At 71.1% G+C, this 22,227-nt stretch carries 22 protein-coding genes; 6 read left to right on the forward strand and 16 right to left on the reverse strand.

Going from position 1 to position 22,227, the window contains the following annotated elements; genetic code table 11:
* Positions 1–87 precede the first annotated feature (87 nt).
* Together E4K62_RS10120 and glgB are read left to right on the forward strand one after the other, a co-directional pair.
* Positions 88–2,055 carry an alpha-1,4-glucan--maltose-1-phosphate maltosyltransferase gene (locus E4K62_RS10120; RefSeq protein ID WP_240742884.1) on the forward strand — a complete coding sequence of 656 codons (1,968 nt, stop codon included), beginning with the start codon at positions 88–90 and terminating at the stop codon, positions 2,053–2,055.
* On the forward strand, positions 2,052–4,232 hold the full coding sequence (glgB, locus tag E4K62_RS10125; RefSeq protein WP_135067040.1) for a 1,4-alpha-glucan branching protein GlgB: 2,181 nt from the start codon (positions 2,052–2,054) through the stop codon (positions 4,230–4,232). Before E4K62_RS10120 ends, glgB begins: the two co-directional genes overlap by 4 nt.
* Positions 4,233–4,260: 28 nt before the next feature.
* On the opposite strand, the gene E4K62_RS10130 is transcribed toward glgB, so the two are convergent.
* A complete protein-coding gene (locus tag E4K62_RS10130; RefSeq protein ID WP_135067043.1) occupies positions 4,261–5,661 on the reverse strand; it encodes an aminotransferase-like domain-containing protein in 1,401 nt (466 codons plus the stop codon).
* Here E4K62_RS10130 and E4K62_RS10135 point away from each other — a divergent pair.
* Together E4K62_RS10135 and E4K62_RS10140 are read left to right on the forward strand one after the other, a co-directional pair.
* Positions 5,660–6,637 (forward strand): DMT family transporter, encoded by a 978-nt coding sequence (locus E4K62_RS10135; protein WP_135067046.1) that lies wholly within the window; start codon positions 5,660–5,662, stop codon positions 6,635–6,637. The genes E4K62_RS10130 and E4K62_RS10135 overlap by 2 nt on opposite strands.
* A 38-nt stretch (positions 6,638–6,675) precedes the next feature.
* On the forward strand, positions 6,676–6,975 hold the full coding sequence (locus tag E4K62_RS10140; protein ID WP_240742657.1) for a metal-sensitive transcriptional regulator: 300 nt from the start codon (positions 6,676–6,678) through the stop codon (positions 6,973–6,975).
* A 21-nt stretch (positions 6,976–6,996) separates the two neighbouring features.
* On the opposite strand, the gene E4K62_RS18690 is transcribed toward E4K62_RS10140, so the two are convergent.
* From E4K62_RS18690 to E4K62_RS10155, 4 genes are all read right to left on the reverse strand, one after another.
* Positions 6,997–7,158, reverse strand: a complete 162-nt coding sequence (locus tag E4K62_RS18690; RefSeq protein ID WP_167747770.1) for a hypothetical protein — start codon at positions 7,156–7,158, stop codon at positions 6,997–6,999.
* 12 nt (positions 7,159–7,170) lie between these two features.
* Entirely contained in the window at positions 7,171–8,862 is a 1,692-nt protein-coding gene (locus E4K62_RS10145) for an FAD-dependent oxidoreductase (protein WP_135071203.1), read from the reverse strand.
* Positions 8,863–9,032: 170 nt separating this feature from the next.
* Positions 9,033–9,983, reverse strand: a complete 951-nt coding sequence (locus E4K62_RS10150) for a tetratricopeptide repeat protein (protein WP_135067049.1) — start codon at positions 9,981–9,983, stop codon at positions 9,033–9,035.
* The gene (locus tag E4K62_RS10155; protein WP_187270380.1) at positions 9,980–11,797 is read right to left on the reverse strand and encodes a DUF8094 domain-containing protein; all 1,818 of its coding nucleotides are present in this window, start codon (positions 11,795–11,797) and stop codon (positions 9,980–9,982) included. The genes E4K62_RS10150 and E4K62_RS10155 overlap by 4 nt, the downstream gene beginning before the upstream one ends.
* A gap of 178 nt (positions 11,798–11,975) precedes the next feature.
* Between E4K62_RS10155 and E4K62_RS10160 the strand changes: the two genes are divergently transcribed.
* Positions 11,976–13,049 (forward strand): AI-2E family transporter, encoded by a 1,074-nt coding sequence (locus E4K62_RS10160; protein ID WP_135067055.1) that lies wholly within the window; start codon positions 11,976–11,978, stop codon positions 13,047–13,049.
* Positions 13,050–13,052: 3 nt separating this feature from the next.
* Here the strand turns inward: E4K62_RS10160 and E4K62_RS10165 are convergent, their stop codons facing one another.
* From E4K62_RS10165 to rpsB, 9 genes are all read right to left on the reverse strand, one after another.
* A complete protein-coding gene (locus E4K62_RS10165) occupies positions 13,053–13,778 on the reverse strand; it encodes an alpha/beta hydrolase (protein WP_135067058.1) in 726 nt (241 codons plus the stop codon).
* A 1-nt stretch (position 13,779) separates the two neighbouring features.
* Positions 13,780–14,064 (reverse strand): hypothetical protein, encoded by a 285-nt coding sequence (locus E4K62_RS10170; protein WP_135067061.1) that lies wholly within the window; start codon positions 14,062–14,064, stop codon positions 13,780–13,782.
* Positions 14,065–14,067: 3 nt separating this feature from the next.
* Complete coding sequence (locus E4K62_RS10175; protein WP_240742658.1) at positions 14,068–14,805, reverse strand: aggregation-promoting factor C-terminal-like domain-containing protein; 738 nt, start codon at positions 14,803–14,805, stop codon at positions 14,068–14,070.
* An 86-nt stretch (positions 14,806–14,891) separates the two neighbouring features.
* Positions 14,892–15,482, reverse strand: a complete 591-nt coding sequence (locus E4K62_RS10180) for a DivIVA domain-containing protein (protein ID WP_135067064.1) — start codon at positions 15,480–15,482, stop codon at positions 14,892–14,894.
* Positions 15,479–16,531 (reverse strand): phosphatidate cytidylyltransferase, encoded by a 1,053-nt coding sequence (locus E4K62_RS10185; protein ID WP_135067067.1) that lies wholly within the window; start codon positions 16,529–16,531, stop codon positions 15,479–15,481. Before E4K62_RS10185 ends, E4K62_RS10180 begins: the two co-directional genes overlap by 4 nt.
* Before the next feature lie 5 nt (positions 16,532–16,536).
* Positions 16,537–17,091, reverse strand: coding sequence for a ribosome recycling factor (frr, locus tag E4K62_RS10190; protein WP_135067070.1), 555 nt, complete (start codon positions 17,089–17,091; stop codon positions 16,537–16,539).
* Between the two features lie 72 nt (positions 17,092–17,163).
* Entirely contained in the window at positions 17,164–17,883 is a 720-nt protein-coding gene (gene pyrH, locus E4K62_RS10195) for a UMP kinase (RefSeq protein WP_135067073.1), read from the reverse strand.
* Between the two features lie 83 nt (positions 17,884–17,966).
* A complete protein-coding gene (gene tsf, locus E4K62_RS10200; RefSeq protein WP_135067076.1) occupies positions 17,967–18,794 on the reverse strand; it encodes a translation elongation factor Ts in 828 nt (275 codons plus the stop codon).
* 94 nt (positions 18,795–18,888) lie between these two features.
* Positions 18,889–19,848 (reverse strand): 30S ribosomal protein S2, encoded by a 960-nt coding sequence (gene rpsB / locus E4K62_RS10205; RefSeq protein ID WP_135067079.1) that lies wholly within the window; start codon positions 19,846–19,848, stop codon positions 18,889–18,891.
* Positions 19,849–20,163: 315 nt separating this feature from the next.
* Here rpsB and E4K62_RS10210 point away from each other — a divergent pair, with 315 nt between their 5' ends.
* On the forward strand, positions 20,164–20,649 hold the full coding sequence (locus E4K62_RS10210; RefSeq protein WP_135067082.1) for a murein hydrolase activator EnvC family protein: 486 nt from the start codon (positions 20,164–20,166) through the stop codon (positions 20,647–20,649).
* Between the two features lie 9 nt (positions 20,650–20,658).
* Here E4K62_RS10210 and E4K62_RS10215 read toward each other — a convergent pair whose 3' ends face one another.
* Both E4K62_RS10215 and E4K62_RS10220 read right to left on the reverse strand, forming a co-directional pair.
* Entirely contained in the window at positions 20,659–21,213 is a 555-nt protein-coding gene (locus E4K62_RS10215; RefSeq protein WP_135067085.1) for a DUF3060 domain-containing protein, read from the reverse strand.
* A gap of 106 nt (positions 21,214–21,319) precedes the next feature.
* The gene (locus tag E4K62_RS10220) at positions 21,320–22,222 is read right to left on the reverse strand and encodes a tyrosine recombinase XerC (RefSeq protein ID WP_135067088.1); all 903 of its coding nucleotides are present in this window, start codon (positions 22,220–22,222) and stop codon (positions 21,320–21,322) included.
* Positions 22,223–22,227 lie beyond the last annotated feature (5 nt).

Genomic DNA, 22,227 nt, shown 5'->3' on the forward strand with positions numbered 1-22,227 from the left:
ACCCCCCGTCCGTGGCGCAGCGGCAGCGCGATCCCGGTCCGCCCGGCGACGGATTCCGTCGTCGCGACGGTGACCCCGCGCATCCCGATGGCCGCCCCTCGCCCCTCGGTGCCCGGCGGACGTTTCCGCCCGTCCGCCTACGTCGAGGAGGCCGTGCCGTTCACGGTCACCGCTTTCCGCGAGGGGCACGACCTCATCGGCGTGCACGTGCGCCTGTTCTCCCCCGCCGGCGACGAGTCGCTGCATCGTCTATCGCCCCTCAACGACGGCCTCGACCGGTGGTCGACCCTGGTCGCCCCGCTGGAGCAGGGCGTGTGGCGGTTCCGCTTCGAGGCGTTCGCAGATGATTTCGCCACGTGGCAGCACGCGGCAGAGGTGAAGATCGCCGCCGGCGTGGACACGGCGCTCATGCGCACCTCCGGAGCGCTGCTGTTCGATCGGGCCGTCGCCGACAAGTCGCGCCCCCGCGCCGAGCGCACCGCGCTGCAGGGGGCGGCGCGGGCGCTGCGGGATACCGCCATCACCGACGAGGTGGCGCTGGGGATCGTGACCGACCCGGAACTGGCTGCGTACTTCGCCGAACGCCCGCTGGCGATGCTCGGCTCCGTCGGTGACGAGCTGGAGCTGCTCGTCGAACGGCAGCGTGCCGGTGTGGGCGCGTGGTACGAGTTCTTCCCCCGCTCCGAGGGCGCGCGGCGCCTCAAGGACGGCACCGTCAAGAGCGGCACCTTCCGCACCGCGGCCAAGCGGCTTCCGGCCGTGGCGGCGATGGGCTTCGACGTGCTGTACCTGCCCCCGATCCATCCCATCGGACAGAGCAACCGCAAAGGCCCCAACAACACCCTCCACCCCGCCCCGGGCGACCCCGGATCGCCGTGGGCGATCGGATCTTCCGCGGGCGGCCACGACGCCGTCCACCCCGACCTGGGCACCCTCGCCGATTTCCGGGCGTTCGTGCGGGCTGCGCGCGGTGCCGGAATCGAGGTGGCCCTCGACCTGGCCCTGCAGGCTTCCCCCGACCACCCGTGGGTGAGAGAGCACCCGGCGTGGTTCACGACACTTCCCGACGGCTCGATCGCCTACGCCGAGAACCCGCCGAAGAAGTACCAGGACATCTATCCGGTCAACTTCGACAACGATCCGGAAGGGATCCGCGCGGAGGTGCTGCGGATCGTGCGTCATTGGATCGCGCAGGGCGTGCAGATCTTCCGCGTGGACAACCCGCACACCAAGCCGCTGCAGTTCTGGGAGTGGCTCATCGCGACGGTGAGCGCCGAGTCCCCCGACGTCGTGTTCCTCGCCGAGGCGTTCACGCGCCCCGCTCCCCTGCAGGGACTGGCGATGGCCGGCTTCCAGCAGAGCTACACCTACTTCACGTGGCGCAACACCAAGGAGGAGCTCGCGGAGTTCCTCACCTCCCTCGCCACGGAGACCGACGATTTCCTCCGGCCGAACCTCTTCGTCAACACCCCCGACATCCTCACCGAGTACCTCCAGTTCGGCGGGCGCGCCGCCTACAAGGTGCGCGCGGCCATCGCGGCCACCGCCGCCCCCAGCTACGGCGTGTACGCCGGATACGAGCTGTTCGAGAACGTGGCCAGGCCCGGCTCCGAGGAGAACATCGACAACGAGAAGTACGAGTACAAGTTCCGCGACTGGGAGGGCGCCGAGGAGCGCGGCGAATCGCTCGCGCCGTACCTGCGGATGCTGAACGCGGCGCGCCGCGCGCATCCCGCGCTCGGGCAGCTGCGCAACCTCTCGGTCCACTGGAGCGACGACGATTCGATCCTGGTGTACTCCAAGCACCTGGATGCCGCGCTCTCGCCCACCGGCGCATCGGACACCGTCCTGGTGGTGGCCAACGTCGACCCGCACTCCGTCCGCGAGACGATGGTGCACCTGGACACGACGCTGTGGGGCATCGCCCCGGGCGAGCCGTACCAGGTGGAGGATCTCGTCACCGGCGCGGTGTGGACCTGGACCGATCACAATTTCGTGCGTCTGGATGCGTTCACCGAGCCGGTGCACCTCCTGCATGTGAAGGAGTCACGATGACACCGTCCACCCTCCCCGACGACGCCCTGCTCGACGCGGTCGCCGCCGGCACGCATCACGATCCGCACTCGGTGCTGGGCGTGCATCCCGCCGGCGACGGCGCATGGGTGATCCGCACCCGGCGGCCGCTCGCGGCCACGGTCACGGCGAACCTCGCCGACGGCTCGTCGGCTCGCCTCGAGCACGTGCGGGCAGGCATCTGGGAAGCGCGCGTGCCCCGCCAGCCCGGGCCGTACACGATCACGTCCACCTACGAAGGCGGCACCGATTACACCGCCGACGACCCGTACCGGCACCTGCCCACCCTCGGCGAGATGGACCTCCACCTCATCGGCGAAGGGCGGCACGAAGAGCTGTGGCGGGTCCTGGGCGCGCACGTGCGCACGCTCGACGGGTCCCCCGGCGTCGCCTTCGCGGTGTGGGCGCCCGACGCCCGCGCCGTGCGCGTGGCCGGCGACGTCAACGGCTGGGACGGCACCGCGCACGCGATGCGGTCGATGGGCGGCAGCGGAGTGTGGGAGCTGTTCGTGCCGGGGATGGCCGCCGGCGACACCTACAAGTTCGAGATCCTGACCCGTCGGGGCGAGTGGATCCTCAAGGCCGACCCGATGGCGCGGTTCGCCGAGAAGCCCCCGGCCACCGCATCCGTGGTCACCGAATCGTCATACGCGTGGGGTGATGACGCGTGGATGGCGCGGCGCGCGCGCACCGCGCCGGTGTCGGCTCCGATGTCGATCTACGAGATCCATCTGGGCTCGTGGCGCCCGGGCCTGACGTACCGCGACGCGGCCGATCCGCTCGTCGAATACGTCACCGCGCAGGGTTTCACGCACGTGGAGTTCCTCCCGCTGGCCGAGCACCCGTTCGGCGGGTCGTGGGGATACCAGGTCACGGGGTACTACGCCCCCACCAGCCGCTTCGGACAGCCCGACGACCTGCGCTACCTCATCGATCGCCTCCACCAGGCCGGGATCGGCGTGATCATGGACTGGGTGCCCGGGCACTTCCCCAAGGATGCCTTCGCGCTCGCCCGCTTCGACGGCGAACCCCTCTACGAGCACCCCGACCCGCGCCGCGGCGAGCACAAGGACTGGGGCACGCTGATCTTCGACTACGGGCGCAACGAGGTCCGCAACTTCCTCGTCGCCAACGCCCTGTACTGGCTCGAGGAGTTCCACGTCGACGGGCTGCGCGTGGATGCGGTGGCCTCCATGCTGTACCTGGACTACTCCCGCAACGAGGGCGAGTGGGCGCCGAACCAGTACGGCGGCCGCGAGAATCTCGAGGCGATCCGCTTCCTCAAGGAGGTCAACGGCACCGCGTACAAGCGCTACCCGGGCATCGCGATCATCGCCGAGGAATCCACCAGCTTCCCCGGCGTCACCGCCCCCACCGATCATGCCGGGCTCGGCTTCGGGTTCAAGTGGAACATGGGCTGGATGAACGACTCGCTGCAGTACATGGCGCGCGACCCGCTGTACCGCGGCCACCACGAGGGCGAGCTGTCGTTCTCGTTCGTCTACGCGTTCAGCGAGAACTTCATCCTCCCCGTGAGCCACGACGAGGTCGTGCACGGCAAGGGGAGCCTCTTCGGCCGCATGCCCGGCGACCACTGGCAGAAGCTCGCCAACATGCGTGCCTTCCTCGCGTACATGTGGGGCCACCCCGGCAAGCAGCTGCTGTTCATGGGGCAGGAGTTCGGGCAGATGTCCGAATGGGCCGAGGGGCGGAGCCTGGACTGGTGGATGCTGGAACAGCCCTCGCACGCGCAGTTGCACGACTTCGTGGCGACGTTGAACCGGACCTATCGCGAGCAGGCGGCGCTGTGGTCGCGGGACTCCGACGGCGCGGCGTTCACGCGCCTGGGCGCGCCGTCCTGGAACTCCAACGTGCTCGCGTTCGCGCGACGCGATTGGCACGGCAACACCGTCGCGGTCGTGTGCAACTTCTCCGGCGCCCCCCTGCACGGCTATGAGCTGACTCTGCCCGAACACGGTGTGTGGGAGGAGATCCTCAACACCGATGCCGCCGAGTACGGCGGTTCGGGCGTCGGCAACCTCGGGGTCGTGCACGCCGACGACACCGGGCGCGCGGTCCTCAGCCTGCCCCCGCTGGGGGTGCTGTGGCTGCACCACCGTCGCGACAATGCGCGCCTCCCCGCGCCCGGCAAGGGCTGAGGGGCGGCACGGCCGTCGCCGGTGAACGTCACCCCGCGAGGCACTCCCCGATGACGCGGACGGCGTCGGGGAAGGCCCCGGGATTGGGCCCGGAGTAGTTCAGGCGCATGAAACGCCCCGTCGGCTCGGCGGGGAACCAGTCGTCGCCCGTCGCGATCGCGACCCCGCGCGTCTCGCACTCGCGGGCCAGGCGCGCCAGGTCGGTCTCGTCGGGCAGCTGCACCCAGAGGTTCAGACCGCCGGCGGGGACGGCCTCCAGGTGGGCCGTCGGAAGGTGGGTGCAGACGGCGTCGACGAGGAGGTCCCGGCGGGCGGCCAGCTGCTCGCGCACGCCGCGCAGGTGCGTGCGCCACCCGGGTTGGGTGACGACATCCAGCGCCGCGGCCTGAAGCACGCCGCTGACGTAGAGGGAGTGGGCCTGAAGGTCGGCGAGGATGCGCTCGCGCGCAGGACCGCGGGCGATCAGGCCGGCCACGCGGAGAGCCGGGGACACGCTCTTGGTGAGCGACCGCACGTACACCACGTGCCCGGCGTCGTCTCGCGCGGCCAGCGGCGACGGTGCGGTGGAGATCCCGAAGTCATGGGCCCAGTCGTCCTCGATGAGGAACGCGCCGTGTGCGCGGATGACGCGGAGCACCTCCTCCGACCGGGCCGGCGACCACTGCGCTCCGGTGGGATTGGCGTAGGTCGGCTGCGCGTAGAACGCGCGGGCCCCCGTCTCGGTCAGCGCTCGGTCCAGTTCTTCAGGGTCGGGGCCGTGAACCCCTGAGGCGAGAGGGACGACCTGCACTCCGGCCTGTGCCGCCGCCCCGATCGCACCCCAATAGGTGGGCGACTCGATCAGGAGCGGCATGCGGGCCCCCACGAGGCTGCGGAACAGTGTGCTGAGACCGCTCTGGCTCCCCGGGAGGACCATGACGTCCTTCGCCGTCGGGGCGGCCAGGCCGGCCGGCGTGACGGCAGCCAGTTCCGCTGCGAACCAGGCCTGCAGCTCGGGGATTCCGGCCGACGGCGGTCGGGTGACCGCGACGTCGCCTCGGGCCGCCCGGGCGAGGGCCGCACGCACCAGCCGATGCGGAAGGAGATCTCGCTCGGGATAGCCTTCGTGCAGCGCGACGGCCTCCGGCGAGGTCGGACGCAGGGATGAGGACTGCGCCACACGAGCGGCGGGCGCTCCGAGGGCCGCCGTCTGCCATGCATAGTCGTGCGGCCGGGTCGCCCGCGGCCTGCTCACGAAGGTGCCGGCGCCCGGACGCGTCTCGATGAGGCCCTGCAGGGTCAAGGCGTGCAGCGCCTTCTGCACGGTCACGGGGCTCGCACCATGGGTGCGCGTCAGCGAACGCGTCGAGGGCAGCCGGGCGCCGGGCGGGGCGGCCGCGACCCACGAGCGCAGTTCCGCCGCGATCCGCGCACTGCTACTCTCTCCCATGAGACCAGAAGATAGCGCTATCGCGCGGATCCGTCCACCGCTACACGGCCGCGGGGCGGGGCTCTGGTGGGGTGCCCTCGGCGTCATCGCGTTCTCCTTCACGATGCCGTTCACACGCGTGGCCGTGGAAGACGGGGCGATGTCCCCGCTGTTCGTCGGCTCTGCCCGGGCCGTGCTCGCGGCTGTCCTCGCCGGCGCTGCCCTCGCCGTCACCCGCCAGCGCGTGCCGCGCGGCACCCAGTGGGTGCGCGTGGGGATCGTGGCAGCCGGCGCCGTGGTGGGCTTCCCGCTGCTGACCTCCTACGCCCTGACGGGGGTCCCGGCCAGTCACGGGGCGGTCGTCGTCGCCCTCCTTCCCGCGATGACCGCCGTCATGGCCGTGGTGCGCGCCGGCGAGCGGCCCCGGCCGTGGTTCTGGGTCGCCGCAGGCGTCGGGGCCCTCGCGGCGGTTTCCTTCGCCGCGCTCCAGCACGGCGGCCTGGGCGCGGCGGGAGCGCCCGACCTCCTCCTGTTCGCCGCCGTGATCGTCTGCGCGATCGCGTACGCCGAAGGCGGGCTGCTCTCCCGCGAACTCGGGTCGTGGCAGACGATCTCGTGGGCACTGGTCCTCGCCGCCCCCCTCATGCTGGTGCTGACGGGCATCGCCGTCGTCGACACGCCGCCGGAGGGCACGGCACGCGAGTGGGCGGCGCTGGCCTACCTCGGGGTCATCAGCATGTTCCTGGGCTTCGTCGCGTGGTACCGAGGTCTCGCCATCGGCCCGATCGCGCGCGTCGGTCAGGTGCAATTGGCGCAGCCGGTGCTGAGCATCGTGTGGGCCGGCCTGATCCTGCACGAGCCGATCACCTGGACGACGATCGTGGGGGGCGCGGTCGTCGTTGCGTGCGCGCTGCTGGCCGTGCGCACGCGCGGCTCGGCAGCGGGACGCCCGGCCGCCGGAATACCCTCTGGGGTATCGGGTTCCGTGGCAGAATAGCCGTCTGCGCGGGCGGATCGCGCAGGAGGGAGGCGGACATGGGCGCGACGACGAACATGGATCGGCAGCGTCGTGACGACGCCGAAGCACAGGCTCAGCAGCGCAAGATCGTGAACCGGCTGCGCCGCGCTCAGGGGCAACTGGCTGCGGTCATCACTGCCGTGGACGCGGGAGCCGATTGCCGCGACGTCGTCATTCAGCTGTCCGCCGTCTCGAAGGCGCTCGACCGCGCGGGCTACGCCATCATCGCGTCGGCGATGCGGACGTGCCTCGCCGATCCCACCGACGATTCCGTCACTCCCGACGAGCTGGAGAAGCTCTTCCTGACGCTCGCCTGAGCGACGGCGCGCCGCCGCGACTCAGCGTCCGAACAGCCGCGCGAGGAAGCCGGTCGAGGGCGCGCTGTCATGCCCCGGGCACCGCTGGGCGCGCGGCACCCCCGCCATGACCTGGTCCACGTGCTGGCCGCATCCCGCCCACGTGGTCTTCCCGCACGTCGCGCATGTCGCTGCTCGCCACATGATCGATCTCCTTCATCCGCCGACGAGGGCGGGTTCCTTCTCGAGGATGCGGTCGGTGTCGTCACCGAGGACGGCGCGGAGGGTCTGCATTCCGCCCGACAGCGACGCCGAGTCGATGCCCGCGTGCGCCAGGACACGATGGGCGATGGCGGAACGCACGCCGGAGGCGCACAGGACGCGCACCGGCCGTCCGCCTGCGTGCTCGCGGACCTCGTTCAACCGGCCGCGCAGTTCGGTGTGCGGGATGTGGAGAGCGCCGGGCAGGTGGCCGGACCGCCACTCCTCTGCACGCCGTACGTCCAGTACGAGCGCCGACGCTCGCACCTCGTCGACATCGTCCGCGTACCACAGCGACAGCGTCCCGTTGCGCACGTTCTCCCCCACCATGCCGGCGAGATTGACGACATCCTTCGCCTGCCCATACGGCGGGGAATACGCCAGGTCGAGATCGATGAGGTCCTCCACCGAGAAACCGGCGGCGATCGCGGTCGCCAGGACATCGATGCGCTTGTCGACACCGTCACGACCGACCGCCTGAGCGCCGAGCAGACGGCCGCTGCCCGGATCGAAGTGCACGACCAGGTGGACCGGGCTGGCGCCGGGGAAATAGCCTGCATGCTGGTTGCCATGCAGGTGCAGAGTGCGATGTGCCACACCCGCTGCCGCGAGCGTCGCACGATTGGCACCGGTGAGCGCCGCTGTCCGTGCACCCACCCGGACGATCGCCGTGCCGGCGGGCCGGGGAATCGGGCGAGCGAGCCCCGGTCTCAGAATGTCGTCGGCGACGAGCCGTCCGGCACGGTTGGCCGGCCCGGCCAGCGCGACGGGACGTCGGGACCCGGTGATCGGATCGATGCTCGCGGTGGCATCCCCCACCGCCCAGATACCAGCGACGCCGGTCCGGCCATGCTCATCGACGATCAGAGCGCCGCCGTCACAGGGGATGCCCGCGTTCTCGAAGACGGCCGTGTCCGGACGCACGCCCACCGACACGACGACGAGATCCGCGGACAGGCGGGTGCCATCGGCGAGGACCACGGTGTCGGCGGCTGAGCCGGGCTCGACGGCGGTCGCCGCGACTCCGGCGTGCACGTCCACACCGAGGCGGCGCAGCTCCTGGGACACCTCCCACGCCAGCTCCCGCTCGAGCGGCGGCAGCGGGTGCGCGGCCAGCTCCACGAGGGAGACCTCGAGCCCCTGCGCGGCCAGCGCCTCGGCAGCCTCGACTCCGATGAAGCCCGCCCCGAGGATCACCGCCCGCCGCGCGCCCGAGCCCACCTGACGACGCAGGGCGACCGCATCCTCGACGGTGCGCAGCGTCCGCACGCGCGGCGACCGGATCCCGGGGATGGGCGGCAGGGACGCCGCCGCGCCGGGCGAGAGCACGAGCGCGTCGTAGGACAGCTGCTCCACACCCCCGTCGGAGCGGACGGTCACCGTCTTCCCGTCAGGATCCACTCCCACCACCTCATGCCCGGGACGGACGTCCAAGGCCAGGGATGCCCGGAGTGACGCGGGCGTCTGCACGAGCAGGGCATCGGGATCCTCGATCTCCCCGCCGACGAAGTACGGCAGGCCGCAGTTGGCGAAGGACACGTGGGCACCTCGCTCGAGGACGATGATCTCGGCGTCCTCGTCCAACCGTCGCGCGCGAGCGGCGCAGCTCATCCCCCCGGCCACCCCGCCGACGATGACGATCCTCATCTTCTCTGCTGCCGTGACTTCGCCCACGCGTGACTCCTTCTGATCCTGCACCCATCGTAAGTTATACCCCCTGGGGTATAACTGGGACGGCTTTCAGGGACAGGACGCAGGCGTTTCCGGGCACGCAGAATCCCCGCCCGCGGGAGGCCGGGCGGAATGGGAGCGAAGCTTCAGAACAGAAGCGAGGACAGACGTCCGCGAGCCCGCGTGACACGCGGGTCGGCGTCGCCGACGAGCCCGAACAGCTCCAGCAGCCGCTCGCGGACGGGCGCGCGCCGATCCTCGGGCAGAACGGAGAACACGTCCAGCAGCCGATCGAAGGCGTCTTCGACGTGACCGCCGGCGACGTCGAGGTCGGCGACGAGGAACTGGGCCTCCAGGTCCGCGGGGTCGGCTGCGGCGGCGGCACGGGCGGACTGCAGGTCGGCGCCCTGCACGCGAGCGAGCAGGCGCACCTGACCGAGGCCTGCGCGCGCATCCGCATCGTGCGGATCCTCGGCCAGCGCCTGCTCGTAGGCACGGACGGCACGGTCGTAGTCGCCGCTCTCGATCGCCTCGAACGCCTCCGCGTGCAGTGGCGGCAGCGGCGGGTCGGCGGGGGCCTCGTCGCTGTCGGCCTCCGGCGCGCCGGACACCGCGACGGTCCCCGTCACGCCGTTCTGCGCCGCCAGCTGCAGCAGCTGAGCGAAGACCTCCCGCACCTGCTGTTCGGGCACGGCCCCGGTGAACAGCGGAACAGGCTGCCCGCCCACGAGCGCGACGACCATCGGGATGGACTGCGCGCGGAAACCCTGCGCGAGCTGCGGGTTCGCGTCGACGTCGACCTTGGCCAGGACCAGCCGTCCCCCGAGCTCGGTGACGACCTTCTCCAGGATGGGCGAGAGCTGCTTGCACGGTCCGCACCACTCGGCCCACAGATCCACCACGACGGGCACCGTCCGGGAGAGCTCGAGCACCTGGCCGAACGTCGCGTCGGTGACATCCATCACCAGCGAGGACACGGCGCCGGCGGGCGCTTCCGCCTGATCGCCCGTGGGCGCGGCAGGCGTCTGCGGACGGTTGCGCAGAGCGGACAGATCGACAGCGCCGCGCAGGACGGAACCAGGCTGGGGAGTGCTCACTCGAGGACCTTCGCTTCCAGGATGTTGGACCGGTAACCCAGGAGGCGAATGGGTTCGTTCTCGCCTTCGAGGGGGACGTAGAAGAAGAGCTGATCGGCGTAGGTCGTCTGGAAGCCGGTCGCCGACTGCTCCACGCCCGTCAGCGCGCGCACAGCCGGGTTCTCGGGCAGCCGGATCACCGCGTCGGCATTCGTCGGACGGACGATGTCGCTCTCGCGGACCTCCACGGCCACGATGGCCCCGCCGTCCAGCGTCGTCAACGCCATGGGCGCACCCGCTCCCGCCGTGGCCTTGAACTCCAGGCTCGAGGTGCCCGACCCGGTCTGGTTGAGCTGATCCAGGCGCTGCTGCTGGTTCTCGCGGATGCTGGGCAGGAGCAGGTCGCCCGCGGTGTCGAAGTCGTTCCAGTACGCGCTCTTCTCGCCGTTGTTGATGAGGTCGGCGTACGCCGCGGCGACCTCATCCGGGCGCAGGCGCAGGAACGGGGAATCCGGCGGTGCCAGCGCGGCGCCGACGTAGGTGGCCGGCAGGTCGGGCAGCAGCGTCGCCGCCTCCAGGCCTGCGATGTAGGTGGCCTTGTACTCCGACCACGGGTCGGCCTGGGTCATCACCATGATCGTGGGCGCCACGGTGGTGTCATCGGAGGCTTCCACGACCGTCATGAACGAGCGCGGCCATTCGTCGAAGGCCTGCGGCAGCACGATCTCGACCGGGCGGTCGGGGATGGGTGCGAGCGGGGTCTGGTCGGGAAGCTGCGCCCGCAGGCCGTAGTTGGTCTGCCGTTCGGCCAGCGCGGGGCCGGCCAGACGCGACGCGGCCAGGTCGGCGTCGGCCGCGGCGTCCGCCTCCGCCACCGTCGAGGCGATGCGCGCGAGGATGCGTTCGGCCTGAGTCTCGGTCACCGCCGGCGACTGCTGTCCCTCCGGGACGATGACCGACGACGTCGGCGACGGGGTGGGCGAGACGGCGAGGTCGGGCCACGCATCGGAGGAGCAGCCAGCGAACAGCAGGCCCGACATCGCGATGGCGGGGACCACGACGAACGACCGCCGTGCCTTGATCGCCCGGCGCCGCCCCGAGCTGATGACGCCCTTCTTGCCGCCTTCGACGGCCAGGTCGATGGGTTCGGTGGGCGGCAGGGGCAGCCCCTTGCGCCGCGGGCCGCGCGAGCGCCGAACATGGCGGATGCCCAGCAGATAGAGGATCACGCCGGCCACCAGCACGATTCCGCCGCCGACGATGAGCGGGCCGGCCCACGGGGTGCTGCGGTCGACCGGCCAGGTGACCGAGATGTCGGCGGGGGCCGGGGCGGTGCCGTCGGATGCCACCAGGACACTCATGTCCTCGGGCAGCTGCAGGGGCGTGGACAGCCGCCGCTCCTGCTGGAACTCGTCCAGCCACAGGTCCGATCCCACGGGGGTGCGCCCGGCGGACTCCGTCTCCTCCGAATCGTCGGCGCGTTCGGCCGCGGCCTCGTCTCCCGCGGGGGCGGCCTCGGGCTCCACCACGCGCGTGCGGAACTCCTCCCCGTCCACGGTGATCCGGTTGTAAGGAACGTCGGCCAGCCAGGCCTGCACATCGGCGGTGCGCCCGTACGCGGCGAAGATCGTGCCCTCACCCTCGACCGTGAGCGTCTGGGCGCCGGGGAACAGGTTCAGGACCTCGCCGTCGATGACGGTGTAGGCCTCCTCCTCGCCGGCGGGCAGAGCGGTGGCTTCGGCGGGGGGCGGTTCGAAGATCGTGCGCTGCGCGATGCCCGCACCGATCATCAGCGCAGCGATGACGAACGCCGCGACCGCCCACACGAAACGCACGAACCATACCTTCCCGATGCCGGCCCGTCGGGTCGGGCCACGCACACACGACATTCCAGCGTAGCGGGAACGACCTGAAAGTCGACCGGGAGGGGGTGCCTGCCGGGTTTGCGGGCCGCCGGTGCGTATCCTGACGGAACGAGATGGCGGCTTCGGCCGCAGCCGGACAGGAGCCCGCGTGAAGATCCACAATCCATTCCGTGTCGCCCTCGTGGCGACGCTCGGGGTCGGCGTCGGCCTGCTGCTGATCAACAGCGTGCAGACCCTGTCCACGATCCTCCTGTACGTCGGCACGGCGCTGTTCCTCTCGCTGGGCCTGGACCCGGTGATCTCGTGGCTCGAGCGGCGCAAGCTCCGCCGCTGGGCCGCCGTGCTGATCACGATCCTGGGGGTGCTGGGCATCTTCGCCGGCATCATCCTGACCATCGTCCCGGTCATCGTGAGTCAGGTGGCTCAGCTGGTCAGCCAGATCGAGGAGATCGCCACCGACCTGCAGTGGGACGACGTCGTGCAGGACGCACGCGCGTGGGCGGAGGACACATTTCCCGCACTCGATGTGGACAGCGCATGGGGCTACATCGAGAACTGGTGGACCTCGCTGGACCTCGGCACGATCTCCAGCGACGTGGGTGAGGGGATCCTCGGCTTCGTCGGCGCCGTCGTGGTGGGCCTGGGCGGCGCCTTCATCGTGCTGATCCTCACGATCTACTTCACCGCGTCCACCCCGGCGCTGAAGGCTGCCGTGTACCAGCTCGTGCCCGCCTCCAAGCGCGCACGGTTCATCGACCTGGCCGAGCAGATCACCCGTTCAGTGGGTTACTACGTCATCGGGCAGGCGAGCCTGGGCGTCATCAACGGCGTGCTCAGTGCGATCCTGCTCTCGATCATCGGCGCTCCCTTCCCCGCCGTGCTCGCCGTGGTCGCGTTCTTCTTCTCGCTGATCCCGCTCGTGGGGACCCTGACGGGATCGACCATCATCGTGCTGACGTGCCTCCTCCCGGGGCTCGGCTCCCCGACCACCGCGCTCATCGCGGCGATCTACTACCTGATCTACATGCAGATCGAGGCCTACGTCGTCTCTCCGCGCATCATGAACCGCGCCGTCGCGATCCCCGGCGCCGTCGTCGTTATCGCCGCCCTCGCCGGCGGATCGCTCCTCGGTCTGCTCGGCGCGCTGGTGGCGATCCCGGTGGCCGCGAGCATCCTGATCATCTACCGGCAGGTGCTCATCCCGCGGCAGAACGAGCGGTGACGCTCAGTCCTGCGGCACCGGACCGTCCCACGTGGCGGGCAGGGGCAGTGCCGCAGGATTGACCACACCCACGATCTCCGACAGCACGCGGCGGGTCTGACTCTCCCCCACCCACAGGTGCTTGCCCCCCTCCACCGGGACGAGCATGGCCTCCGGCACGGCCGCGAAGCGTTCGGCGGCCTCGGCGGGGCGGAGGTAGTCGTCGAACTCGGGGACGACCACCACCAGGCGGCGAGGATCTCCCGCCCACCCCGCGAGCTCGTCGGCGCTCGTGCGGTGCAGCGGCGGCGACAGCAGGATGGCACCCTCGACGTCGTGCTCGCGGCCGTACTTCAGCGCCAGCTCGGTGCCGAACGACCAGCCCAGGAGCCACGGATGCGGCAGTCCCCGCTCGGCGGCGAACCGCACCGCCGCCGCGACGTCATGGCGCTCGCCGGCGCCGCCGTCGAAGGCTCCCTCGCTCCTTCCCCGCGGCGAGCTCGTGCCGCGGGTGTTGAAGCGCAGCACGGCGAGGTCGGCCAGCGCGGGCAGGCGCGCGGCGGCCTTGCGCAGGATGTGCGAGTCCATGAATCCACCCGCGGTGGGCAGCGGATGCAGCGTCACGAGCGTCGCGACCGGATCGCGGCTCTCGGGGAGCGCGAGCTCGCCGACGAGGGTCAGCCCGTCGTCGGTGTGCAGCTCGATCTCCTCGCGGCGCGCGGGCAGGGCGAGCGGTCCTCGGATTTCCATGTCAGCCGATCCTCCAGCAGTGGGTGTGCCAGTGGCGGCGGGCGGCGAGGTCGGCGGCGTCACCGAGGACGCCGTCCGCCCGCCACACCACCACGTGGGCGACACCGGGTTCGACCGTGCCGCCGCATCCGGGACACGTGTAGGGCTTCTGTGCGGCGTGGGCGGCGACCGGTTGCACGGTCCATTCGACGCCGCGCCGGCTCTCGGTGCGCTTCCATCCTGCGATCAGGCGCGCCAAGGAATCATCACCGGATGACTGCGGCCGGCGCCGCTTCCCGCGGGCCACCGGTCAATACCAGCCGCGGCTCTGCGAGCTGCCCCAGGCCCCGCACGGGTCGCCGTAGCGACTGCCGATGTACCCCAGCCCCCACGCGATCTGCGTCGCCGGGTTGGACTCCCAGTCGGCGCCCGCGCTGGCCATCTTGCTCCCCGGCAGCGCCTGCGGGATGCCGTACGCGCCGCTGGAGGAGTTGTACGCGTTCACGCGCCAGCCGGATTCCTTCTGCCACAGCGCCCGCAGGCACGCGAACTGGTCGTCGCCCCAGCCGCGCGCGAGAACAGCCTCGTAGGCGATCGCCTGCGCGGTGCCGGGGTCCGGCGCCACGAAGGGGGGCTGCCATCCCGACGATGACGAAGCCCCCGCCGGCGCCGCCACGCTTCGCGCGGTGGCAGTGGGGGTGGGCGTGGGCTTGGGGGTGACGTACACGGAGTAGGTGCCGCGCTCGAGCGCGGCCGGGGTGATGGCACCCGGGGCCGGCGAGTAGCTCTGCGTGTCGGCGAGGGCGTTCTCGAACAGCGAGACCCGATCCGGGTCGACCTCCGCCAGCGCCGCCCCCGTGGGTCCGACGTACGCCGCCACGAACCCCAGCGCGGACAGCGCGGCGAAGACGGCGAGCACCCCGCGCCGACGCGACCAGCGGGGCGTCCGGCGCGGCGGCGTGGGCGGGGGCACCACATCGAGACCGTTGGCCGGCCTGCGGACGATCGGTCCGGAGGTGGCGCGCGTCATCTCGGTGCCGGAGGTCACAATGCGCTCGATTCTAGCCGCCTGCCCCATCGCCCGCCATCCGCCGAGCCGGGGGTACAGGACCCCGCCGCACGGCGCGGACGACGTCAGCCGACGGCGAGCATGACCTCGACCACGGCATCCAGCACCGCGTCGACCTGGTCCTCGCGATAGCCGCCCCGCTGCATCCGGAACGCCACGGCTCTGACCTGGTCGGCCGTCACCGGCTCCCCCGCCGCGAGGTAGCGCGCGATCTTGTCGGCGACCAGGTCGACTTCGTCCACGCGATAGCCGTACCGCAGCACGCCGACGCGGTCGAAGCGCTGTCCACGCGAGCGCAGCAGCCGGTCCAGGACCACCTGCGCGGTCTCGCGCGACTCCGCGACCCAGGCCCGCGCGCCGCGCCGGTTCATCGCCCACTCGCGCTCGCGAGCGGCGAAGGCGTCCTCGATGCGCCCGAGCGCGGCATCGACGGGGGCGATGGCGTACCCGTGACGGACGAGCGGGAACGCCGTGGCGCGCACCTCCGTCGAGCGCAGCGCATCGGGCTCGTCGGATTCGAAGGCGGCACGGGCCCGCTCGAGGAACGCATCCACCGCGCGCTTCTCGTAGCCCTTCTGCCGACCGGTCGCGTCGGGGAACGGCGGGCGGGTCTCGGTCGCGGCCTCCTCGGCCGGGCGCTCCGTCTCGAGGGTCATGTCACCACCAGAGGGCTCAGGAGATAGAACAGCGCCAGGGCTCCCGTGGCCGAGGGGAGGATGGAATCGAGTCGGTCGAGCACGCCGCCGTGGCCGGGCAGCCACGAGCTCATGTCCTTTATGCCGAGATCGCGCTTGATCATGGACTCACCGAGATCGCCCGCTGTGGCGGTGCCGAGGATCACCGCGCCGAAGATCAGCCCCGCCCACCACGGGAGGTGCAGCATGTACAGCGCCAGCAGGACTCCGGCCGCAAGCGCGGCGACGGCGGCGCCGGCGAAGCCCTCCCACGTCTTCTTGGGGCTGATCCGCGGGGCCATCAGATGACGCCCGCCGCGTCCGAAGGTCAGACCGGAGACATACGCCCCGGTGTCGGCGGCGACCGTCACGATGAGGAAGGCGAGAACCCACCACTCCCCCTCGGGCTGAGCGAGCAGCACCATCGCGAGGCTGCCCATGAACGGCACGTACAGCTGAATGAACCCCGCGACCAGGACGTCGGAGAGCACCGCGCCGTACGAGCGGCCGTCGCGCGCGAACATCTGCCCGAGCAGGCGCCACACCACCACGAGCACGACCGCCGCGATCACGGCGACCCAGTGCAGCCACAGGCTCGTGAATGCACCCGAGAGCAGCAGGAGCGTGCTCGCCAGCAGCTGCGGGACGAGGTCGACGCGACGTCCGGAGGCCTGCAGGGCGCGCGCGAACTCGAAGACGGCCAGTGATACCGCGGCGATCGCGAAGACCAGGAAGATCCACTTGACGAACAGGAGGGATCCGAGCACCGCTGCGCCGGCGGCCAGGCCGATGAGGGTCGCCAGCAGCAGGTTGCGCCCCGTGCGCTGTGCGATGCGCGCGTTGGCCTCTTCGAACTCGGCGCGCGCGTGCGCGACCTGGCTCTCGAACTCCGTGCGTGCGGCGCGGATGTGCGTCTGGAAGCCCGCCCCGGCGTCGGCGGCGCTCTGCGCACGGCGCGCACGGGCCGCGTCGCGTCGGGAGAGCGGCGCGTCCGGGGGTGACGCGCTTTCCGGGCCGGAGGGGTCGGTCATGGGGTCTAGACCTCGAGGAGCTCTGCCTCTTTGCGCTTGAGCGCCTCGTCGATCGCGTCGACGTGCGCCTTGGTCAACGCATCCAGCTCCTTCTCGGCGCGGACGAGTTCATCCTCGCCGACCTCGCTCTTGAGCGCATCCAGCTCGTCCTTGGACTTCCGGCGGATGCCGCGGACGTGCACCTTCGCGTCCTCGCCCTTGCCCCGGACGATCTTGACGAACTCCTTGCGGCGCTCGGCGGTGAGCTCGGGCAGCGTGACGCGCACGATGTTGCCGTCGTTCGTCGGGTTCGCGCTGAGGTTCGGCATGTCGCGGATGGCGGTCTCGATCGCCTTCAGGGCCGACTTGTCGTAGGGGGTGACCACGAGGGTGCGGGCTTCGGGGTTGTTCAGCGAAGCCAGCTGGGCCAGCGGGGTGGGGGAACCGTAATAGTCCACCATCACCTTCTGGAACATCTGCGGGTTCGCGCGCCCGGTGCGAACAGTGGCGAAGTCTTCTTTCGCAGCTTCGACGGCGCGGTCCATGCGCGTTTCGGCGTCGGCCAGAACATCGGCGATCACGGGGACTCCATTCGTTGGGCTCGACGTCTCAGTCTAGACAAGCGCGCGCCATCCGGCGGGCGCACGCTCCGCTCACGCGGTGACGCGGGTTCCGATCGGCTCGCCCAGCAGGGCGCGCGTGACGCTGCCGGCCGGCACCATGCCGAACACGCGCATGTCCATGCCGTTGTCCATGCACAGGCTGAATGCCGTGGAGTCGACGACTTTGAGCCCGCGCTGGAGGGCGTCGCGGTAGGTGATGGTGTCGATGCGCGTCGCCGTGGCGTCGTGCCGCGGATCGGCGGTGTAGACGCCGTCCACGCCGTTCTTGGCGACGAGGACCTCCGTCGCGCCGATCTCCAGCGCCCGCTGCGCGGCGACGGTGTCGGTGGAGAAGTACGGCAGGCCGGCGCCGGCTCCGAAGATGACCACGCGCCCCTTCTCGAGGTGGCGCTCGGCGCGGCGCGGGATGTACGGCTCGGCGACCTGGGTCATGGAGATGGCCGACTGCACGCGCGTGGCCGCGCCGGCCTGCTCGAGGAAGTCCTGCAGCGCGAGGGCGTTCATGACCGTTCCCAGCATGCCCATGTAATCGGCCCGGCCGCGGTCCATTCCCCGCTGGCTGAGCTCGGCGCCGCGGAAGAAGTTCCCCCCGCCCACGACGACGGCGACCTCGACACGATCCACCGCCGCGGCGATCTCACGGGCCATCTGGCTGACGACGTCGGGATTGACACCCAGCTGCCCTCCGCCGAAAGCCTCACCCGACAGCTTCAGCAGGACGCGGCGGCGTCCGGTGGCCTCATCGATCACGTGTCATCCTCTCGTCGGGTACAACTTATCGTCGGGCATGGGAAAGGCCCGCACCGGTCAGCGATGCGGGCCTTCCACACGTGTTACGCGCCGACCTTGAAGCGAGCGAAGTCGGTGATCGTGATCCCGGCGTCCTTGGCGACCTGAGCCACCGACACCTTGTTGTCCTTGGCGTAGTCCTGGTCCAGGAGCACGACCTGCTTGAAGAACGCGTTCACGCGACCCTCGACGATCTTCGGCAGCGCCGCCTCCGGCTTGCCCTCGTTGCGGGAGATCTCGGTGACGATCTCGCGCTCCTTCTCGACGTCGGCCTCGGGCACGTCCTCGCGGGCGAGGTAGGTCGGGTTGGCGAACGAGACGTGCTGCGCGATGCTGCGAGCGGCCTCTGCGTTCTCGCCGCTGTAGGCGACGACGACACCGATCTGCGGCGGGAGGTCCTTGCTGGTCTTGTGCAGGTACACCGAGAAGTGCTCGCCGGTCAGCGTGCGCACGCGACGCAGCTCGACCTTCTCGCCGATGATGGCGGCCTCGTCCGAGATCAGCTCGGCGACGGTCTGCTCACCGGCGGGGGCGGCCAGGGCCGCCTCGGCGGAGTCGGCGGAGGCGGCGGCAGCCGCTTCCACGACCTTGTCGGCCAGCGCGATGAACCGCTCGTTCTTGGCGACGAAGTCGGTCTCGCACGCGAGCTCGAGCAGGGTGACCTTGCCGTCCTGCTCACGCGCGGTGACCAGGCCCTCGCTCGTGGAGCGGTCGGCGCGCTTGGCGTTGCCCTTCGCGCCCTTCAGACGCAGGATCTCGACGGCCTTGTCGACGTCGCCGTCGGCCTCCTCGAGCGCCTTCTTGGTGTCGACCATGCCCGTGCCGAGCTGCTCACGCAGCGCCTTGATGTCGGCGATCGTGAAGTTTGCCATGTGTGGTGGCTCCTAGTTCTGGTGAGTTCTGAGGGAGACGTCGGCGAGGTCGCTGGTCACGACCTCGCCGACGGGAGTGTGGTGCGGGCGCCGATTACTTCTCGGCGGACTCGGCCTGAGCGGCCTCGTCGGTGGTCTGCTCCGCGGCGGCGGCTGCCTCGGCGTCGGCGGCGGACTCGGTCGCCGCTTCGCCCTCGATGGCCTGCTCGTCGGCGATGAGCTCGTTCGCCTCGGCGGTGGCCTCGGCGACATCCGCGACCTTCTCGGTCTCGGCGGAGGACTGCGACGGGGCACCCTGCTCGAGCAGCTCGCGCTCCCACTCCGCCAGCGGCTCGGCGACCTCGGTCGCCTCCCCGGCGGGCTGGTGACGCTGGATGAGGCCCTCGGCCGCGGCGTCGGCGATGATGCGGGTGAGCAGGCTCACCGAGCGGATCGCGTCGTCGTTGCCGGGGATCGGGTACTGGAACTCGTCGGGGTCGGCGTTGGTGTCGAGGATGCCGATGACGGGGATGCCGAGCTTCTTGGCCTCATCCACGGCCAGGTGCTCGCGCTTGGCGTCGACGACCCAGATGGCGGACGGGGTCTTCTGCAGGTTGCGGATACCGCCCAGCGACTTGTGCAGCTTGTCGAGCTCCCGCTTCTTCAGCAGCAGCTCCTTCTTGGTGAAGCCGCTCTCGGCGGGGTTGTCGTAGTCCAGCTCCTCGAGCTCCTTCATGCGCGCGAGACGCTTGGAGACGGTCTGGAAGTTGGTGAGGAGGCCACCGAGCCAGCGCTGGTTCACGTACGGCTGGCCGACGCGGGTCGCCTGCTCGGCGAGGACTTCCTGCGCCTGCTTCTTGGTGCCGACGAAGAGGATGGTGCCGCCGTGGGCGACGGTCTCCTTGACGAACTCGTACGCCTTGTCGATGTAGGACAGCGACTGCTGCAGGTCGATGATGTGGATGCCGCTGCGCTCGGTGAGGATGAAGCGCTTGACTTTCGGGTTCCACCGGCGGGTCTGGTGTCCGAAGTGGACGCCGCTGTCGAGCAGCTGGCGAATGGTGACGACGGCCATGGCCGTTCTCCTTCTCTGGGCGCGGATGCGCCTGGGTTGCGGTTGGTTTCGCGCCGGCCCGGATGGGCGGCGAGCCTGGTGTCCGGCACGCATCCGCTCCCGGGCGAAAGCTCGGGAGACCGGTGGATGCGGGATGCCGCGCGGTGCAGTTCGCAGGGAACCGCGGTGCGCTGTGGACACGCGGAGTCACCCCGACGGACGGGGTGCCCTTCTACTGTACCAGCCGCGCCTCCCCAGCACCCCGCATCGCCGGCACCGTCCACCGGAGCCGTTTCCGCCCGCCGGTGGGCAGTGGTCGCGCGCGATCCTGGGGCGATGCCGCACCCGTTCCGCAGCGCCGTGACCGTGGCCGTCGCCGCAGTGTGGGCGGTGACCACTCCTGCCTCAGCGCCCCTGATGGAGCGCGGATGGACGTGGCCGACGGCGCCGGTGCAGATCGTCCGCCCCTTCGCCGCGCCCGCGCACGCGTACGGTGCGGGGCACCGCGGCATCGACCTGGCCGCCGACGGCGCGGTGCGCGCCCCCGCCGACGGGGTCATCGCCTACTCCGGCACCGTGGTGGATCGGGGCGTCCTCACGATCGATCACGGTGACGGGCTCGTGACGACCTTCGAGCCGGTGGAGTCGGCGCTGCGTCCCGGCGACGCCGTGACTCGCGGGCAGGAGGTCGCCGAGGTCGCCTCCGGAGGCCATACCGCCGAGGGAGCCGTGCATTTCGGAGTGCGGCTGGACGGCGACTACATCAACCCGCTGCTGCTCCTGGGCGGCGTGCCGCGCGCCGTCCTCCTGCCGTGCTGCTGAAGGCGCGGATCACTGGATGGAGTTGCGGGCCCCGCCGTCGGAGATGACCGCATCGTCGTCGATGCCGCGGACGACGTTGTCGTTCCCGTCCACCGTGACGGCGTCGATGGAGTCCGTCGCGGTGACGGTGTTGCGGTCTCCGGTCATGATGAGGTCGTCGAGATCGCGCGCGGTGACCGTGGAGTCGTTCCCCACCAGCGTGAGCGAATCCGTCTCCCCCACCGTGACCGTGACACGGTCGCCTTCGATGCCCAGCACGTCGATGTCGGCGGCCGAGAGGTCCACGGCGAGGTCGTTGCCCTGCACCTGCACCGAGGGGCAGTCGCCGCGCACGGCCAGGGAGGGCGAGCCCGCCGTGAGCGTGAGCGGTGCGCCGGCGCAGTCCTGCGCGGTGCCGGGGTCGGCCGGGGCTGCTGTCGGCGTCGCCGGAGGCGAGGACGTGGCCGACGGCACGGGCCGGGCCTCGTCGGAGGGCAGGCGCGTCACGACGGGGTCGGGCGCGGCGCATCCGGACAGGATCGCCGCCGATGCCACCAGAACGGCCAGGTGTGCGCGTCGAGTCATGTTTCCACGGTAGGTCCCTCGCCCGGCGAACGAGGAGATCCGGCCGATCGAAGGTCCGAAAGACCCGGGTGCTCTCGATCCGCGAGAGTCCTCGATTCCCGCGCAGCTACGCGCGAGGGTGCGCGAGCCGGTACGACTCCTTCAGGCGCTCGCTGGAGACATGCGTGTAGATCTGCGTCGTGCCCAGGCTCGCGTGTCCGAGGATCTCCTGCACGGCGCGGAGGTCGGCGCCGCCGTCCAGGAGGTGGGTTGCGGCGGAATGGCGCAGCGCGTGGGGCCCCACCGCCGCCGATCCCACGGCCGGCCCGACCGTGCGGGTGACCAGGTCGTACACCGTGCGCACCCCCAGGCGCCGTCCGCGGACGCCGAGGAAGAGTGCGGCCCCGGCATCGTCCGCGCGCGCGGCGAGCGCGGGCCGGGCACGCACGAGGTACCCGTCGAGGGCCCGGGCGGCGGCGCCGCCGTACGGCACGACCCGCTCCTTCGATCCCTTGCCCAGCACCCGCACGGTCCGCCGCTGCGGGTCCAGGTCATCCACGTCGAGTCCGCACAGCTCCGACACGCGCACGCCCGCGCCGTACAGGAGCTCGAGCACGGCGGAGTCGCGCAGCGTCACCGGGTCGCCCTCTGCGGCGCGGACCGCGAGCTCTTCGAGCACCTCGCGCAGCGAGTCGGCCGAGGCGACCTGCGGCAGCGTGCGTCCGCGTTTGGGATTGGTCAGCCGGAGCGTCGGGTCGGACTCGATGAGGTGCTCCTCCCGCGCCCAGCGGAACAGTCCGCGCACGGCGGCGGTGCGCCGCGCCAGCGTGCTGCGCGCCAGCCCGTGCTGCGCCGCGCCCCATGACCACTCCCGCAGGTGCTCGACGTCCACCTCCGCCAGCGGCGCGTCGCCGACGGTGGCGATCAGATCGTCGAGGTCGGACCGGTAGGCGCGCACCGTCGCCGGCGCAAGCCGCCGCACCGACTCCAGGTCGGCGAGGTAGGCGTCGGTCGCGGCACTCAGCAGCACTCTCC

It is taken from the genome of Microbacterium wangchenii (genome assembly GCF_004564355.1).
Taxonomy (GTDB): Bacteria; Actinomycetota; Actinomycetes; order Actinomycetales; family Microbacteriaceae; genus Microbacterium; species Microbacterium wangchenii.

Bases quoted from the DNA above. Each gene is read 5' to 3' on its own strand.
- E4K62_RS10120 (WP_240742884.1), top strand. From the start codon at position 88: ATGGCCGCCCCTCGCCCCTCGGTGCCCGGCGGACGTTTCCGCCCGTCC.
- glgB (WP_135067040.1), top strand. From the start codon at position 2,052: ATGACACCGTCCACCCTCCCCGACGACGCCCTGCTCGACGCGGTCGCC.
- E4K62_RS10135 (WP_135067046.1), top strand. From the start codon at position 5,660: ATGAGACCAGAAGATAGCGCTATCGCGCGGATCCGTCCACCGCTACAC.
- E4K62_RS10130 (WP_135067043.1), bottom strand. From the start codon at position 5,661: ATGGGAGAGAGTAGCAGTGCGCGGATCGCGGCGGAACTGCGCTCGTGG.
- E4K62_RS10140 (WP_240742657.1), top strand. From the start codon at position 6,676: ATGGGCGCGACGACGAACATGGATCGGCAGCGTCGTGACGACGCCGAA.
- E4K62_RS18690 (WP_167747770.1), bottom strand. From the start codon at position 7,158: ATGTGGCGAGCAGCGACATGCGCGACGTGCGGGAAGACCACGTGGGCG.
- E4K62_RS10145 (WP_135071203.1), bottom strand. From the start codon at position 8,862: ATGAGGATCGTCATCGTCGGCGGGGTGGCCGGGGGGATGAGCTGCGCC.
- E4K62_RS10165 (WP_135067058.1), bottom strand. From the start codon at position 13,778: ATGGAAATCCGAGGACCGCTCGCCCTGCCCGCGCGCCGCGAGGAGATC.
- E4K62_RS10180 (WP_135067064.1), bottom strand. From the start codon at position 15,482: ATGACCCTCGAGACGGAGCGCCCGGCCGAGGAGGCCGCGACCGAGACC.
- E4K62_RS10185 (WP_135067067.1), bottom strand. From the start codon at position 16,531: ATGACCGACCCCTCCGGCCCGGAAAGCGCGTCACCCCCGGACGCGCCG.
- tsf (WP_135067076.1), bottom strand. From the start codon at position 18,794: ATGGCAAACTTCACGATCGCCGACATCAAGGCGCTGCGTGAGCAGCTC.
- rpsB (WP_135067079.1), bottom strand. From the start codon at position 19,848: ATGGCCGTCGTCACCATTCGCCAGCTGCTCGACAGCGGCGTCCACTTC.
- E4K62_RS10210 (WP_135067082.1), top strand. From the start codon at position 20,164: ATGCCGCACCCGTTCCGCAGCGCCGTGACCGTGGCCGTCGCCGCAGTG.
- E4K62_RS10215 (WP_135067085.1), bottom strand. From the start codon at position 21,213: ATGACTCGACGCGCACACCTGGCCGTTCTGGTGGCATCGGCGGCGATC.